The following is a 16,216-nucleotide window of genomic DNA, read 5'->3' on the forward strand; positions in this document are numbered from 1 at the left end:
GCCAAACTCCAGGCGGCGACGGTGCTCAGACGTTAGCTTCGCGCGCTCGACGGCTTCTACGCCGAACGGCGCGGCGGCGGTGCGCGGCCGCCTGCAACATCGGCGGGTGGCGGGTATGCTGCTGCTTTCGCAAAAACGGAGAGTCAAGATGTCGGAGATCGCGGTGGTCGCCATTTCGGTAGCGAAACCCGGTTACGAAGAGCGCTTGCGCGAAGCGCTCGAAGGAATCGTCGGGCCGACACGCAAAGAGCAGGGCGCGCTTCAGTACGATTTGCACCGCGACATGCAGGAGCCGCGCCGGTTCGTCTTTTTCGAGCGCTGGACAAGTCAGGAAGCGCTCGCCGCACACGCAAAGTCGGCGCACATCACGGCCTACAAGCAGGCGGTGGCCGATTGGGTCGAACACGCGGAGATTCGCGTGGTGTCGAAAATTCTGTAAGTCTTCCGGGCGCTCCGCGGAGCGCCTGGCGGTTCGACGCGCTGATCGTGCGGTTTTCGTGCGATCAGCGGTGTGGGCTAGCGCGGCGCGCGCCGCGCACCGCTAGACGCGCACATCAATGCGTGGCTTGCGGCACGTCGAGGATCAGAATGATCGTCCAGTCGGCCTCGCCATCGTGATGATACTGACGCTCGGCGACGATGAACGGTTGCTGCTTGCCGTCCGGGCCGAGAAACAGCACGTCGCCTTCCATCGGCAGGCATTCGACGGGCGGCAGCGCAAGGAACGCTTCCTGACCGCCGCGCGGCATCAGTTTTTCGATTTTGCGGGATGCTGCTTCAGTCCATTCGATATCTAGCTGGATGTTGCTCATGCTGTCCTCCGCACCAGGGTGCGCACGGGTTAGGGTTCCGGCAGGCGCCGGTCGGTGCGCGACTTTAGCATACCGGGCATCGTGCGCCGGCCGGGCCATTGGACAATAAAAAAGCCGGAACCGGCGCTGCCGGCTTCGGCTTTTCCACTGCGCCGGCGAGGCCGCGGGGCGTTGCTGCGGGTCGGCAAAATGGCCCGCGTTGCCCGCTCTCACCAAAGGCCGCGCACTGCGCTCAGGAGCCCGAGGCGTCGGCCTTCGCGCCCTTCTTGTGATGATGCTGCGAGCCCTTGTGATGCTTCATCGGCGCGGCGGGCGCGGTTTCCATCGTTTGCTGGCGGTTTTGCAAATCTTGCGCGCGCTGCTCGACGTCGGCGGCCCGCGCCGGATCGGTACTCATCGTGACGCCGCCTTGTTGCGCATAGGCCGCGCCGGATAGGGCACCGAGAGAAATCAGAATCGCGAGGGACACTTTCTTCATTGCTACCTCCGCAGAGTGGTTGTGGACCCGAGTACTTGTCTATCCATCGGAGAGACAGTGCATTCTAGCCAGCAATCTCCGCTCCAGCGGACGGTTTGTAACCGCGCGCGCCATTGGTTACATCTTGTTACTGGCTTCTTGATGCGCGTTGCTTAGATGCGGCGTCCTTGTCGCGCGAGCGAGGCCGCTCTGTCAGATTGATTGGCATCGCTAAGCAAAGCCGCTGCCGCGTATGTCGGACACATGTCAGACCCATGTCAGAACAGGCCAATCGCGCTATACAGGTGATATTGCGCGATGCCGATCAGTTCATGCAACGCGATCTCAGCGTTCGCCAGATTCGAGTAGCGCGGCAGCACGCCCAGGCGCGCGCGGCGCGCGCTCGAGATCAACGGCTGCGGCTCGAGGCCGAAATGTCTGAAGTCGAGCATCGCGCGCGGCATGTGATACGCGGACGTGACCAGTATCAAGGAATCGTAACGTGACTGGCCCACAATGGCCGACACGTTGCGCGCGTTCTCGTATGTCGTGAGGCTCTGGTTTTCAAGCACGATGTCCGAGCGCGGCACCTGTTCGCGCAGCAGGTAGGGCAGATAGGTGTCGGCCTCGGTTGCAGGATGCCGCTGCGGATTGCCGCCGCTGACAATCACGCTGCAGACCGTCGCGCTGCGTTTGCATGCGGCGTAGTTTTTCGCGCTGACCGCGATGCGCGCGAGCACTTCGCGCGGCGGCACGAGCACCTTGTCGCGGTTGTACACCGTACCGCCGCCGAGCAGGACGATGGCGGTGCGCGGCGCGAATCTGGCGGGCGTGCTGGTTTGCGCTTGCGGCTGCGCAAGGCTCAAGAGCGGAGCCGTCAGCCAGCCGGCAGAAAGCAGCCAGAAAATGGCGATTGTGCAAAAGAGGAGAGGCCGTCGAGCGCGCTTCCATATAACAATTGCTGCAAAAAAAAGCGCCAATAAAGTGAATAGAATCAATTTAGATGGGGTAACGTATGTCTTTCGGGATTAAATCTTCGGGCCTGCTATCGCGCCGCAGCGGTTGCATCGTCGGTTCGTAGGTAGAACGCTAACATGCCGTTCTGACGGGGGTCCTGAAACATTAGACCAGGCAGCACCTGGCGGAATTCGGCCGTAGTGCTTACGGCCAGCTTCCAGCCATGGGCGGGTGCCAGGCGCGTCGCTGGTGGCGCGGCGACGTGTTGGCATAAATGTGTCATGGCTGCACTTTAAGAAAGAAGTGAGATGACCACGTATTCCAACGAAGCAGTACTCGAAGCGCTGCGGCGAGCGCAATATCGTCAAGTGCCGTGGGCCAGGCGCCCGGGCGTTTTCCAATATCTTCGCGCGCTCGGCCTGATGGACACTGTTCGGCAACGTACCGTCGCGCCGGCGCCTGGCTTTCATGCTCCTGTCGACATCGCCGTCCTCACGGATCGCGGCCGCGCCGAATTTGCGCGGCTCTCACACGACGAAACCCGCCTGACCTGGACCGTGCAGCGCATGAACGACTACGTCCTGGCTGCCGCCGAGACGCACGCCGTCGCACCGCTCGAAGCGCGCACCTAGCTGCGCCGCATTTAGCCAATCCCGCTGGTCGAGCGACGCGCAAGCGCGAATCACGCGACGCGTGTGCGCGTTCGGCCCGTCGTTGTCCTTCTCGTTTCTTCCCTTTCTCGCCGGCGAAAAAAAGCCCGTATCGCAAGGATACGGGCGTACCGGAATTACTACTGCCACGCTGTGCTAATGGCGTTAAGTCAGACCGATACGGATAGCCGTGGTTCCCCGAGATTCGCTTGTCTTTCGGCGACTCGCGCCGATCTTCGCGCGAGCTGCGGTTCGCACTGCGCAGCTACCGAAGCCGCGCATGTTAACGGCGCCGCGGCGCGTCGCCGTGCGGCGCTTCGGGCCGCGTGCGCACATTGCTCGCGATATCGCCGCGCAAGTCGCCCCGCGGCGCCGGTGGCGTGAAGTTGCGGCCACGCTCGGCGCTGCGCTGCCAGGCCTCGACGGAAGCCGTGCGGTCGGGCCGCCAGTTCCAGCCTTGCGGGCGCTGTTGGGCAAGCGCCGATGCGGCCATTGATGAAAGCACAATGCCGCACAGAAGCAGTGACATTGGTTTCATGCTGAGCTCCCGTCCAAGCCCCCTGGTTACCAGGCCTGTTTGCATACGTATAAGGTATGCGGATGGACGAAAGCACGCTGTAAGTAATAGTAAATGGATGTTTCACCCGCAACTCAGTGGTTGCGGGGAGTGTTCGATTCGAGACACGTAATGCGGCGGCACACGCGAGGAGGAGCGCGCCCAGCGGCGCGGTGGCTTGCCGATGCACTGCCGCCTCCCCGGCGACCGTCTGGAGACGCGGGCCGAGCGGCCCACGTGAACCGTGGCGGCCGCCCAGTTCCGTGGAAACGAGGCCGTCGGGAACAAGCCGCCGGGCGTGCGCCGGGCGGGTCCAGATAAGCTTCGGGCGCCCGCAGGCGCCCGGAGAAAAACGAGGTTGCTTAAGCCATCTTCACCGGCGCGCGCCACGATTCCGGATTGGTCCAGAATGCGCCACGCAGACGGTCGCGGCTCGGCGGTGCGGGCGGCTTGGCTGCGGTTGCGCCGATGCGTCCGCGCAGCGAAATCTCGCGGCCGCTCGTGCCGAGTCGCTTCACAATTTCGGCGAGCGTGCCGTCGGCTTGCCACTCGTCGAAACGGCGGCGGCAAGTCGGCGGCGACGGATAGCGGCCCGGCAGTTTGGACCAGCCTTCGCCTGTCGACAGCACCCACAGCACCGCGTTGACGACCGCGCGCGCTTCGACACGCGGCCGACCGCGACGCTCGCTCCGTGCAGGCTCCGCACAGAACAACGCCTCGACCAGCGCCCACTCGTTGTCTCTCAAATCGTCGAACAGCATCATGTTTCACCTCAGCGAAGCTAACTCCGGTGCGCTGCCCCGCGCCGCGCACTCTCCATGCACTCGATAGGCGAGTGCCAAGGGGGTCGGGTTTGCCACGGTCTGCCATGCGGTCAGAAGTCGTGGCGCCGATCCTGTGAGCATGTCAATGCAGGATGTATGCCAAGTTGACTCCAACCGCCTCGAAGCCCCGTAACAGCGGGCCAGCGCGGGCGCTAGCTAGGGCCGTATGAGAATCCAAAAAACCCATCTCGCAAATCGGGACAATCACCAATCTTGTGCAACGAGGCCCGCAGGGCGTGCGTTTGCGCCTCAATGCTGCATTGCAACGAGTGCGTCGAAAGCCCGTGCCACCGCGCGCCGGCGCGTACAATGCGCATCAAAACATGCCATTGATGAGCCGAAGAAATGAACGTCACGCTGCGCCAGCTAAGGGTTTTCATCGAGGTCGCGCGCCTGCAGAGCTTCAGCCGAGCGGGCGAGGAGGTCGGGCTGACGCAATCGGCGGTGAGCCGTTGCGTGCGCGAGCTGGAGGGCGAAATCGGCCTCAAACTGATCGACCGCACGACGCGCGAGGTGCAACTCACCGACGTCGGCGGGAATCTCGTCTCGAGCGTGTCGCGGCTCCTCGGCGATCTGGACGACGCGCTGCGCGAGATCCGCGAAATCGGCGAGCAGCGGCGCGGACGGGTGGTGGTGGCCGCGAGTCCGACCATCGCCTGCCGGTTGATGCCGGGCGTGCTCGCGTCGTGCGGCGAGCGCTTTCCTCACATTGCGCTCGGCTTGCGCGACGACGTGCAGAGCGACGTGGTGCGCAAGGTGAAGTCGGGCGAGGTGGATTTCGGCGTGATCATTGGGCCGTTCGCCGCCGACGATCTGCTGAGCGAATCGCTGATGACCGACTCCTTCTGCCTCGTCTCGCGCGACGATCATCCGCTTGCCCGCCAGAAGGAGGTCGCGTGGGCGGATCTCGAAGGCGAGCGGCTGGTGATGCTCGACTACGCATCGGGGAGCCGTCCCCTCATTGACGCGGTGATGCACGAGCACGGCGTGAACGCCACGGTGGTGCAGGAGCTCGGGCATTCGGCGACGGTGTTCGGTCTTGTCGAGGCGGGCATCGGCGTGAGCGTGCTGCCGTGGCTCGCGTTGCCGTTGCCGGCGGGCGCTGCGCTTGCCGCGCGTCCTCTCGTGCCGCGGGCCGAGCGCACGGTCGAACTGGTGCGGCGGCGCGACCGCTCGCTATCGCCGGCGGCCGAGGCGGTGTGGGAGTTGATCCGCGAACTGCCGGCGCGGGCGGAAGATCTGGTTTGAGGAGGGGGGCCTGGATGCTTTTGAGCTCCCGATTGCGGGTGCGGTCGGTGCGGTCGGTGCGGTCGCCCGAGGCAGAAGGGTGTGGCCCGGCGCACGGCGGGTTGCATTCGTCGTGGCGGGTCTTTCGGGTGTTCCCGCAATACCAAGGCCGCAGTAGGTTCTCAATGCCTTGCCCCAACACCTCGCCTCTCATAACCCCCGCGCGGCACGACGTTTCGCAACCGAACGCAACCGAACGCTGGGCTACACTCCCGGCTGCGCTTCCCGACAACATATATCGCCTCGTGGCGCGCCAGCCCGACCTCTGCATTTCTTCTAACCTGGAACTCTCGATGAGCGAACCGGACCTCTCCGTGTCATCCATGCCCAACGCGCGCGAGGCGGTGCGCGCGCTGCGTCCGTCGCAGATTCGCGAAGTGGCGAACGCCGGCTTCGGCGTCGCCGACGTGCTGCCGTTCTGGTTCGGCGAGTCCGACCGCGTGACGCCGGCCTTTATCCGCGATGCCGCCAGCGCCGCGCTGCAGGCGGGCGCGACCTTCTACACGCATAACCTGGGCATCGCGCCGTTGCGCGCGGCGCTCGCCGATTACGTCGGCGAACTGCATGGCGCCACCTTGCCGGACCACGTCGCGGTGACGAGCGCGGGCGTCAACGCGCTCATGCTGGCGGCGCAACTGGTCGTGGGAGCGGGCGACCGCGTGGTTGCCGTCACGCCGCTGTGGCCAAATCTCGTCGAGATTCCGAAAATTCTCGGCGCTCATGTGGAAACCGTCTCGCTCGATTACGGCGAAGGGGGTTGGCAGCTTGACCTGGCGCGCCTGCTCGCGGCGCTCACGCCCGACACGAAAATGCTGCTCATCAATTCGCCGAACAATCCGACCGGCTGGGTGATGAGCCGCGAGCAGCAGCGCGCGGTGCTTGCGCATTGCCGGCGGCACGGCATCTGGATCGTCGCGGACGAAGTCTACGAGCGCCTTTATTACCCGGACGCTTCCATCGAAAGCGAAGGCGCCGCTCCCGCCCGCACGGCGCCGTCGTTTCTCGATCTGGCCTCGCGCGACGAGCGGGTGATCTGCGTGAACTCGTTCTCGAAGGCGTGGCTGATGACAGGCTGGCGTCTCGGCTGGATCGTCGCGCCGACGCGTCTGATGGACGATCTCGGCAAACTCGTCGAGTACAACACCTCGTGCGCGCCGTCGTTCGTCCAGCAGGCCGGGATCGCCGCCGTGCAGCAGGGCGAGCGCTTCACGCAGGACCTGGTGCGCGACCTGAAGGCATCGCGCGACCATCTGGTGCGGGCGTTGTCTGCCGTGCCCGGCGTCGACGTGAAGGCGCCCCACGGCGCGATGTATCTCTTTTTCTCGATGACGGGCGCCTCGCGCAGCCTCGAGCTATGCAAGGCGCTGGTGCGCGAAGTCGGCCTGGGAATCGCGCCCGGCAGCGCGTTCGGTCCCGAGGGCGAGGGCTTCCTGCGCTGGTGCTACGCGTGCGACGTCGCGCGGCTGGATGCGGGCGTCGAGCGCCTGAAGCGCTTTCTCGCGCGGCATGCCGCGCTGTAGCTGATGCGGGGAAAGACGCGAGGGACCTCGCGTGCGACGAGCGCCCTCACGGATGCACCCGCATTCGCGCATATGCACCAATGCGCCGGGCATGTTCTCCGGCGCCTGGCGGCGGTTGGCTTTACGCACCGGATGTTTTTGCGTAATATGGCGCTCAGTCACGCGATTCCTGTCCGGAATATCGCTGCTCCGTCCGGCTGGGTTTGGCTCGATAGTCTGTTTCGCCTCCCCCCGGTGCGTGCTCCCATCAATATGACCGATCAGAATCGGGCGAGCGCGTCTTCAGTTCCACATCGTCTGTTTGATCCGGTTCTTTGACCACAGGGTCTGACCTAGCTGCATGAATACCCAAGAGGCGAAGATCGTCCTCGAGACAGCCTTGATCTGCGCGCAGGAGCCGTTAAAGCTCGGCGATTTGCGCAAGCTCTTTGCCGACGGCGTGTCGGCAGACACCGTTAGGACTCTGCTCGAAGACCTGAAACAGGATTGGTCGGGGCGCGGTGTGGAGTTGGTCGGGCTGGCGTCGGGGTGGCGGTTTCAAAGCAAGCCCGCGATGCGTTCGTATCTGGATCGTCTGCATCCGGAAAAGCCGCCGAAATATTCGCGCGCGGTGCTCGAAACGCTCGCGATCATTGCATACAGGCAACCGGTTACGCGTGGCGATATTGAAGAGATTCGCGGCGTGACGGTGAACACGCAGGTCGTCAAGCAGCTTGAGGATCGCGGCTGGATCGAAGTGATCGGCCATCGCGACGTGCCGGGCCGCCCGGCGCTCTACGCGACCACGCGGCAGTTTCTCGACGACCTGGGCTTGCGCGCGCTCGACGAATTGCCGCCGCTCGCGGACCCGTCGGCGCAACTGAACGCGGACTTGCTCGGACAGCATGCAATCGAGTTTTCCGATGCGGACGCCGAGGTCGGCGAGACGCCGGCATCGAACGAAGAAGGCGAAGCGAGCGCGTCCGAACAGCCGGACATGGCTCACGCGGAAGCAACAAGCGGCGCGCAGCTCGCGGCAGGAACGGAAATCGCTGGCGAAGAGGCTCAGGGCGATCCGGCGCAGCAGGCCGATGGCACGCAAACGGGCATCGCGGCTGATGGCGTCGACACTCTTGAAGTCGCCGCGAATGAGGCTTTCGGAGCGCAACCCGACGTAGCACCAGAAGAAGCAAAACCCGCGGAGCAGGCGGACGTGATGAACGACGCGGAACACGCGGACAACGCGGACCGTGCGGAACACGCCCGCGAGGCCGGCGCCGAAGCGGCAAACGTTGCACCGCTGCCCGCCGCCGTGGCATCCGAAGAGAATCGCGATCCGGCCGCCAAGGCCGATCCGGCAGCAGCCGCACATGGTTCGGACGTTCTCCGCGACGCGGAGCATGCGGCCGGATCGAACCCGACCAGGGCGGCGCACGGCGATCAGGAAGATCGTCGCGACGCCGCACAGGACGCAGGCATTCTGACCGACGACGAAACCGAGTCGCGCAGCGCCTGACGTAACCGAACATTTTTTGCCGCGCCTGCAAGGGGCGCGCGCGACCTGACATTTTGAGGTTGTTTTGACACATACCCACGACACCGATTCGTCCGAATCCGAGCGCGCCGTGCCGTCGGCGCGCGCTGACGAAACGCGCACCACGCAAGCGTCGGCAGGCGAGCATGAGCGCCCGGCGCAGACCACGGAAGCAGACGGCGAGGACCGTCCGCGCCGCGGCCTGCGTCGCGGGCCGCGCAGCCTGATCGCCCGGCGCCGTGCCGGCGCGAAGACGAAGGCCGTCGAAGGCGCGCCGGGGCAGGCCGCGCCGGCCGCCGGCGAGGCTGCGCCGGAAGGCGAAGCGGTGGCGCAAGCGCGTCCGCCGCGCAAGGACGCGGGCGCCAAGGGTCAAGGGCCGCGACGCAATGCAGGCGGCGCTAAACGCGAAGGGCAGCGCGACGGTCAACGCGACGGTCAACGCGACGGTCAACGCGACGGCGCGCCGCGTGAAGGCGCCCCCCGTGAAGGCGCCCCCCGCGAAGGCCAGCGCGAGCGTCAGCCGCGCGCAGGCGGCCAGCGGCAGAATCGCCGCGGCGGCGAAGCTCCCACAGCAGCGGGCGCAGCGGCCGAAGGGAATCAGGATGATCTGTTCTCCTACGTCACGTCGCCGGCCTTCGATGCCGACAACAGCACGACGGGCGGCGTGCGCGCGCCGATGCTGCGCCGTGGCAAGCCGGCTGCGCCGAAGCGCGTGCTGTCCGCCGACGACGACGCGCCGAAGCTCCACAAGGTGCTGGCCGAGGCCGGCATGGGTTCGCGCCGCGACATGGAAGAGCTGATCGTCGCCGGCCGCGTGTCGGTGAACGGCGAGCCGGCTCACATCGGCCAGCGCATCATGCCGACCGACCAGGTCCGCATCAACGGCAAGCCGGTCAAGCGCAAGCTCGCCAACAAGCCGCCGCGCGTGCTGCTGTATCACAAACCGACCGGCGAGATCGTCAGCCATGCCGATCCGGAAGGCCGTCCGTCGGTGTTCGACAAACTGCCGCCGATGAAAACCGCCAAGTGGCTCGCGGTTGGCCGTCTGGACTTCAATACCGAAGGTCTGCTGATGCTGACCACCTCGGGCGATCTGGCGAACCGGTTCATGCATCCGCGTTACAGCGTCGAGCGTGAATACGCGGTTCGCGTGGTCGGCGAACTGGCCGAAGGCATGCGTCAAAAGCTGCTGAACGGCGTCGAACTCGACGACGGCCCGGCGAACTTCCTGCGCATTCGCGACGGCGGCGGCGAAGGCACCAATCATTGGTATCACGTCGCGCTCGCCGAAGGGCGTAACCGCGAAGTGCGTCGTATGTTCGAGGCGGCCGGTCTGATGGTGAGCCGTCTGATCCGCACGCGTCACGGCCCGATTTCGCTGCCGAAGGGCTTGAAGCGCGGTCGTTGGGAAGAGCTTGAAGACAATCAGGTGCGCGCGCTGATGGCGTCGGTTGGCCTGAAGGCGCCGAGCGAAGAGCGCGGCGGCCGCAATGCGGCGCCTGAGCGCAAGCAACCCGATCCGATGCAGACGTCGATGGGCTTCATCAACCGCGAACCGGTGCTGATGTCGCATAGCCGCTTCGAGCAGCAGCCGCGCGGCCAGGGCCGGCGCGGTGCGGCAGGCGGCGGCTTCGGCGGCGGCGCGGGTGCGGGCACGGGGTTCGGCGGCGGCTACGGCAATCGCGGCACGGGTCGCGGCGCGGGCGGCGCTGGTGGATTTAGCGGCGGCGCGGGAGGCGCAGGCGGCGGTGCAGGCGGTCCGCGCGGCGGCCGCGACGTCGACGGCAACCGCGCGCCTTCGGGCAGCGGCAATCGCGCTCCTTCGGGCGGCGGCAAGCGCGCTGGCGGCAACGGTCCGAATGCGGGCGGCGGCAATCGTGCGCCCGCGGGCAACCGCGGCAACGCCAACCGCTCGGGTGGCGGCAACCCCAACGCCGGCGGTGCAAACCGTAGCGGCGGCGCACCGCGCGGCCGTTCGCGCGGGCGCTGATCGCGAGCGTGACGATCATTGCGGCCCGGCTTCATCGCGCCAGCCGCAAAGTGCCGTCTTAATCATTCAATCGACGGGCGTCGCGGTCGCTGACCGCGAGGCGTATGAAACGCCGCGCAGGCCGAACTCGGGCCGCATCGCGCGGCGCCGCCTTGTAAAGTCCCGCAAGCGCCGCCATATCGTCGAAAGATCGCCATGAAATCAAGCGGGAATCCGCTTGGCGCGGCGCTCTGCGGTTTGCGTTTGTCCTGAAAAATGGCTACAATCGCGGAGTCGCTGGGCGTGCGGCTTTTCATGTGCGGCTCAGGTGCGACCACCGGTAATAAGATGATGGGCGTTTAGCCCATTTTTTTTTGCCGCTCAGTTCATCGTGGTTCGTCATCTCGGGTAGCACGAACGTGCGCCGGCCAGGCGCGCGGCCCGCATTGGTTGTTTGCAGAACAAGCGGCAGGCTCGCTGCGCGAACATCTAAGAGGGCACTGTGCAACTGACGGAACTGATTGAAACCACGGTCGTGGGACTCGGCTACGAGCTCGTCGATCTCGAGCGCACCGGGCGCGGCATGCTGTGTATTTATATCGACCAGCCTGCCGGCATCGCGATCGAAGACTGCGAGAAAGTCACGCGTCAGCTCCAGCACGTACTGACGGTCGAAAATATCGATTATGAGCGGCTCGAAGTATCGTCGCCGGGGCTCGACCGTCCGCTGAAAAAACTGGCGGATTTTGAACGCTTTGCAGGCAGCGAAGCGGTAATCACATTGAAAAAGCCATTGGACGGACGGAAATCGTACCGGGGTATTTTGCATGCCCCGCAAGGCGAGACCATCGGTCTGGAATTTGAAGGGAAGGAAGGCGCCGCGATGCTCGATTTCACGCTCGCGGACATGGACAAAGCACGCCTCGTTCCGAAAGTTGACTTTAGGAGCCGCAAACAATGAGTCGCGAAGTGTTGATGCTGGTGGATGCGCTGGCACGCGAGAAGAACGTCGACAAAGACGTGGTATTTGCCGCGCTCGAAGCGGCTCTCGCTTCGGCCTCCAAGAAACTCTTCGAAGAAGACGCGGACATCCGCGTCCATATCGACCGTGAAAGCGGCGAGCACGAAACGTTTCGCCGCTGGAAAGTGGTCCCGGACGAAGCCGGTCTGCAAGAGCCGGATCAGGAAATCCTGCTGTTCGAAGCACGCGAGCAGAAGCCTGAAATCCAGATCGACGACTACATCGAAGAACCGGTGCCGTCCATCGAATTCGGCCGGATCGGCGCGCAGGCCGCCAAGCAGGTGATCCTGCAGAAGGTGCGCGACGCCGAGCGCGAGCAGATCCTGAACGACTTCCTCGAGCGCGGCGAGCACATCATGACCGGCTCGGTGAAGCGCCTGGACAAGGGCAACTTCATCGTCGAAACCGGCCGTGTCGAAGCGCTCTTGCGCCGCGACCAGCTGATTCCGAAGGAAAACCTGCGCGTGGGCGACCGCGTGCGCGCCTATATCGCGAAGGTCGATCGCACCGCGCGCGGTCCGCAGATCGAACTGTCGCGTACGGCGCCCGAATTTCTGATGAAGCTATTCGAAATGGAAGTGCCCGAAATCGAACAGGGCCTGCTGGAAATCAAGGCGGCGGCGCGCGATCCCGGCGTGCGCGCCAAGATCGGCGTGGTCGCTTACGACAAGCGCATCGATCCGATCGGCACTTGCGTCGGCATTCGCGGTTCGCGTGTGCAGGCGGTGCGTAACGAGCTCGGTGGCGAAAACGTCGACATCGTGCTATGGTCGGAGGATCCCGCCCAGTTTGTGATCGGCGCGCTCGCGCCGGCAGCCGTCCAATCGATCGTCGTCGACGAAGAGAAGCATTCGATGGACGTCGTCGTGGACGAAAACGAACTGGCGGTCGCGATCGGCCGCAGCGGCCAGAACGTGCGTCTTGCCAGCGAACTCACCGGCTGGCAGATCAACATCATGACGCCGGACGAATCTGCGCAAAAGCAGAATCAGGAACGCGGTGTTCTGCGCGACCTGTTCATGGCGCGTCTCGATGTCGACGAGGAAGTCGCTGACATCCTGATCGACGAAGGCTTTACGAGCCTCGAAGAGATCGCCTACGTGCCGCTCAACGAAATGCTCGAAATCGAAGCATTCGACGAAGACACCGTCCACGAACTGCGTAACCGCTCGCGTGACGCGTTGTTGACAATGGCGATCGCGAATGAAGAAAAGGTCGAAAATGTAGCGCTCGACCTGAAGAGCCTGGACGGCATGGACGCCGACCTGCTCGCAAAGCTGGCCGAACATCAGATCCAGACGCGCGACGAACTCGCCGAGCTGGCTGTGGACGAACTGGTCGAGATGACCGGAATGGAAGAGGATGCCGCTAAGGCGTTGATCATGAAAGCACGTGAACACTGGTTCCAGTGAGAAATGACCATGGCGCACTAAATTGAACGCGGCCGTCAGGCCGCATGACCCGATGCTAACCGCAAGGAATCGGTCCTTGCATTAAGAGGAATGAATGGCGAGTAACAACGTAGCCCAATTTGCCGCGGAACTGAAAATGCCTGCAGGCGTGCTGCTCGAGCAGCTGCAGGCGGCGGGCGTCACCAAAGCGAGCGAAGCCGACTCCTTGTCCGAAACGGACAAGGCGCGTCTGCTCGACCACTTGCGCAAGTCACACGGCTCGACTGATGCAGACAAGCGCAAGATCACGCTGACGAAACGGCATACGTCGGAGATCAAGCAGTCCGATGCGACGGGCAAGGCTCGCACCATTCAGGTCGAGGTGCGCAAGAAGCGCACTTTCGTCCGCCGCGACGAAACCTCCGCTGAAGGCGGAGAGGCATCGAATCATGTGGCCGAGGCACCGGAAGTCGACGATCTCGAACTTCAGCGCCGCGAAGAAGAAGCGCGTCATGAAGCCGAACTGCTCGAGAAGCAGGCTCAGGAACTGAAGGCGCGTCAGGAGCAGCTCGAACGCGAAGAGGCCGAGCGCCAGGCGCGCGAGCAGGCTGCTGAAGCGGAGCGTCGTCGCGCGGAAGAAGAAGCGGCGAAGAAGCGCGCAGCGGCTGCGGCCGAGGTAACGGCTCGCGAGAAAGTGCAGCAGGCCACGCAAACGGCGAAGGTCGAGGCGGCGGCTGCAAGCGCGGCCGAACCGGCCGTCGCGAAAGACACCGAGCAGGACGACGAGCGTGCCGCAGCAGAACGCGCGGCACAACGCGAAGCGGCGAAGAAGGCGGAAGACGCAGCGCGTCAGGCTGCTGAAAAGGCGCGTGCCGAGCAGGAACAGATCGCCAAGCGCCGTGCCGCGGCGGAAGCCGAAGCGCGTGCGATCCGCGAAATGATGAACACGCCGCGCAAGGCGCAGGTGAAGGCGCCGGAACCGGCACCGAAGCCCGCCGAGCCGGCCAAGGCCGCCGAAGCGAAGGGCACGCTGCACAAGCCGGCGCGTCCGGCTGGCGAAGCGGCCGCGCGTCCCGCAGCCCGCAAGCCCGCTACCGCGGCTCCGGCTGCGACGACGACCACGCCGTCGGCAGGCGACAAGAAGAAGCCGGGCGGCAAGGGCGGCTGGCAGGACGACGCAGCCAAGCGCCGCGGCATCAAGACGCGCGGCGACACGAGCGGCGGCGTCGACCGCGGCTGGCGCGGCGGCCCGAAGGGTCGCGGCAAGCATCAGGACCAGAACACCACGTTCCAGGCGCCGACCGAACCGATCGTGCGTGAAGTGCACGTGCCGGAAACCATCACGGTCGCCGATCTGGCGCACAAGATGGCGGTGAAGGCGTCGGAAGTCATCAAGTCGATGATGAAGCTCGGCCAGATGGTCACGATCAACCAGATGCTGGACCAGGAAACGGCGATGATCATCGTCGAGGAACTGGGCCATCACGCGGTGGCGGCCAAGCTGGACGATCCGGAAGCCATGCTGGTGGAAGGCGAAGTGTCGGATGCGGAAGCACTGCCGCGTCCGCCGGTCGTCACCGTCATGGGTCACGTCGACCACGGCAAGACCTCGCTGCTCGACTACATCCGCCGCGCGAAGGTTGCAGCGGGCGAAGCGGGCGGCATTACGCAGCACATCGGCGCTTATCACGTCGAAACGCCGCGTGGCGTCATCACGTTCCTCGACACGCCGGGTCACGAGGCCTTCACGGCCATGCGTGCCCGCGGTGCGAAGGCAACGGACATCGTGATTCTGGTGGTCGCAGCCGACGACGGCGTGATGCCGCAAACGAAGGAAGCGATCGCCCACGCGAAGGCAGGCGGCGTGCCGCTCGTCGTCGCGATCAACAAGATCGACAAGCCGGATGCGAATCCGGACCGCGTCAAGCAGGAACTGGTCGCCGAAGGCGTCGTGCCGGAAGAATACGGTGGCGATTCGCCGTTCGTGTCCGTGTCGGCCAAGACCGGCTCGGGTATCGACGACCTGCTGGAAAACGTGCTGCTGCAAGCCGAAGTGCTGGAACTGAAGGCACCGGTCGAAGCGCCGGCCAAGGGTCTCGTCATCGAAGCGAAGCTCGACAAGGGTAAGGGTCCGGTTGCGACCATCCTCGTCCAGTCGGGTACGTTGAACCGTGGCGACGTGGTGCTGGCAGGCAGCGCCTATGGCCGCGTGCGAGCGATGCTGGACGAAACCGGCAAGCCGACCAAGTCGGCGGGTCCGTCGATCCCGGTCGAAATCCAGGGTCTGTCGGAAGTGCCGCAGGCTGGCGAGGAAGTCATCGTCATGCCGGACGAGCGCAAGGCGCGTGAAGTCGCGTTGTTCCGTCAAGGCAAGTTCCGCGACGTCAAGCTGGCGAAGCAGCAGGCCGCGAAGCTCGAGAACATGCTCGAGCAGATGGGCGAAGGCGAAGTGCAGTACATGCCGCTCATCGTCAAGGCCGACGTGCAAGGCTCGCAGGAAGCGCTGGTGCAGTCGCTGCTCAAGCTCTCCACCGACGAAGTGCGCGTACAGATCGTGCACGGCGCCGTGGGCGGCATCAGCGAGTCGGACGTCAACCTGGCAACGGCTTCGAAGGCGGTCATCATCGGCTTCAACACGCGGGCGGATGCGCAGGCTCGCAAGCTGGCCGAGTCCAACGGCGTGGACATTCGCTACTACAACATCATCTATGACGCAGTGGATGAAGTGAAGGCCGCGATGTCGGGCATGCTGGCTCCGGAGAAGCGCGAAGTCGTGACCGGTACGGTCGAAGTTCGCCAGGTATTCAAGGTGCCGAAGGTCGGCACGGTGGCCGGCTGTATGGTCACGGACGGTTTCGTGAAGCGCTCGTCGTCGGTGCGTGTGCTGCGCAACAACGTCGTCATCTTCACGGGCGAGCTGGATTCGCTCAAGCGCTTCAAGGACGACGTGAAGGAAGTCCGTCAGGGCTTCGAGTGCGGTATGTCGGTCAAGAACTTCAACGACATCGTCGAAGGCGATCAGTTCGAAGTCTTCGAGGTCACCGAAGTCGCGCGTACGCTGTAAGTCACGCGGCACGGTTCCAGGGGGCGGAGCGGGCATCAACGCCCGCTCCGCCCGTTGTTTTTGGGGCGACCCGTTTGGGGCGACCCGCTGGGGGCGGCCCGTTTGGGCCTGCCGCTTGGGGCCTTCCGTTTAGGGCTCTTCCGTTTCGGGCCTGCTGCTTCTGGCGCCGTGAGCGGCGCCGCCGCGCGAACGCCG

The 16,216-nt window shown here is 64.8% G+C and carries 13 protein-coding genes and 1 pseudogene; 9 read left to right on the top strand and 5 right to left on the bottom strand.

Going from position 1 to position 16,216, the window contains the following annotated elements; translation table 11 throughout:
• Nucleotides 1-148 precede the first annotated feature (148 nt).
• The gene (locus CUJ91_RS06965) at nt 149-439 is read left to right on the top strand and encodes a putative quinol monooxygenase (protein WP_006052975.1); all 291 of its coding nucleotides are present in this window, start codon (nt 149-151) and stop codon (nt 437-439) included.
• 115 nt (nt 440-554) lie between these two features.
• On the opposite strand, the gene CUJ91_RS06970 is transcribed toward CUJ91_RS06965, so the two are convergent.
• From CUJ91_RS06970 to CUJ91_RS06980, 3 genes are all read right to left on the bottom strand, one after another.
• Complete coding sequence (locus CUJ91_RS06970) at nt 555-812, bottom strand: hypothetical protein (protein ID WP_006052974.1); 258 nt, start codon at nt 810-812, stop codon at nt 555-557.
• 232 nt (nt 813-1,044) lie between these two features.
• Nucleotides 1,045-1,290 carry a hypothetical protein gene (locus tag CUJ91_RS06975; RefSeq protein WP_006052973.1) on the bottom strand — a complete coding sequence of 82 codons (246 nt, stop codon included), beginning with the start codon at nt 1,288-1,290 and terminating at the stop codon, nt 1,045-1,047.
• 257 nt (nt 1,291-1,547) lie between these two features.
• Complete coding sequence (locus CUJ91_RS06980) at nt 1,548-2,267, bottom strand: YdcF family protein (protein ID WP_181324916.1); 720 nt, start codon at nt 2,265-2,267, stop codon at nt 1,548-1,550.
• Nucleotides 2,268-2,534: 267 nt separating this feature from the next.
• Between CUJ91_RS06980 and CUJ91_RS06985 the strand changes: the two genes are divergently transcribed.
• Nucleotides 2,535-2,858, top strand: coding sequence for a hypothetical protein (locus tag CUJ91_RS06985; protein ID WP_053857918.1), 324 nt, complete (start codon nt 2,535-2,537; stop codon nt 2,856-2,858).
• 301 nt (nt 2,859-3,159) lie between these two features.
• Here CUJ91_RS06985 and CUJ91_RS06990 read toward each other — a convergent pair whose 3' ends face one another.
• Both CUJ91_RS06990 and CUJ91_RS06995 read right to left on the bottom strand, forming a co-directional pair.
• Nucleotides 3,160-3,414: a hypothetical protein gene (locus CUJ91_RS06990; RefSeq protein ID WP_006052970.1), complete on the bottom strand. Its 255-nt coding sequence runs from the start codon at nt 3,412-3,414 to the stop codon at nt 3,160-3,162.
• 383 nt (nt 3,415-3,797) lie between these two features.
• A pseudogene (locus CUJ91_RS06995) lies at nt 3,798-4,193 on the bottom strand (transposase); the annotation flags it as partial.
• A 408-nt stretch (nt 4,194-4,601) separates the two neighbouring features.
• On the opposite strand from CUJ91_RS06995, the gene CUJ91_RS07000 reads away from it, so the two are divergent.
• The 7 genes from CUJ91_RS07000 to infB all read left to right on the top strand — a co-directional run bounded on the left by CUJ91_RS07000 (nt 4,602) and on the right by infB (nt 16,021).
• Nucleotides 4,602-5,504 carry a LysR family transcriptional regulator gene (locus tag CUJ91_RS07000; RefSeq protein WP_107708375.1) on the top strand — a complete coding sequence of 301 codons (903 nt, stop codon included), beginning with the start codon at nt 4,602-4,604 and terminating at the stop codon, nt 5,502-5,504.
• Between the two features lie 332 nt (nt 5,505-5,836).
• Complete coding sequence (locus tag CUJ91_RS07005; protein ID WP_107708374.1) at nt 5,837-7,063, top strand: pyridoxal phosphate-dependent aminotransferase; 1,227 nt, start codon at nt 5,837-5,839, stop codon at nt 7,061-7,063.
• 340 nt (nt 7,064-7,403) lie between these two features.
• Nucleotides 7,404-8,558: an SMC-Scp complex subunit ScpB gene (gene scpB, locus CUJ91_RS07010; RefSeq protein WP_029969238.1), complete on the top strand. Its 1,155-nt coding sequence runs from the start codon at nt 7,404-7,406 to the stop codon at nt 8,556-8,558.
• 64 nt (nt 8,559-8,622) lie between these two features.
• Nucleotides 8,623-10,566, top strand: a complete 1,944-nt coding sequence (gene rluB, locus CUJ91_RS07015) for a 23S rRNA pseudouridine(2605) synthase RluB (RefSeq protein ID WP_114156064.1) — start codon at nt 8,623-8,625, stop codon at nt 10,564-10,566.
• A gap of 481 nt (nt 10,567-11,047) precedes the next feature.
• Nucleotides 11,048-11,506 carry a ribosome maturation factor RimP gene (rimP, locus tag CUJ91_RS07020; protein ID WP_006052964.1) on the top strand — a complete coding sequence of 153 codons (459 nt, stop codon included), beginning with the start codon at nt 11,048-11,050 and terminating at the stop codon, nt 11,504-11,506.
• Complete coding sequence (gene nusA / locus CUJ91_RS07025) at nt 11,503-12,978, top strand: transcription termination factor NusA (protein ID WP_006052963.1); 1,476 nt, start codon at nt 11,503-11,505, stop codon at nt 12,976-12,978. The genes rimP and nusA overlap by 4 nt, the downstream gene beginning before the upstream one ends.
• 94 nt (nt 12,979-13,072) lie before the next feature.
• A complete protein-coding gene (gene infB / locus CUJ91_RS07030) occupies nt 13,073-16,021 on the top strand; it encodes a translation initiation factor IF-2 (RefSeq protein WP_107708372.1) in 2,949 nt (982 codons plus the stop codon).
• Nucleotides 16,022-16,216 lie beyond the last annotated feature (195 nt).

Origin of the sequence: Paraburkholderia graminis (assembly GCF_003330785.1) — a bacterium.
GTDB classification, from domain to species: Bacteria; Pseudomonadota; Gammaproteobacteria; order Burkholderiales; family Burkholderiaceae; genus Paraburkholderia; species Paraburkholderia graminis.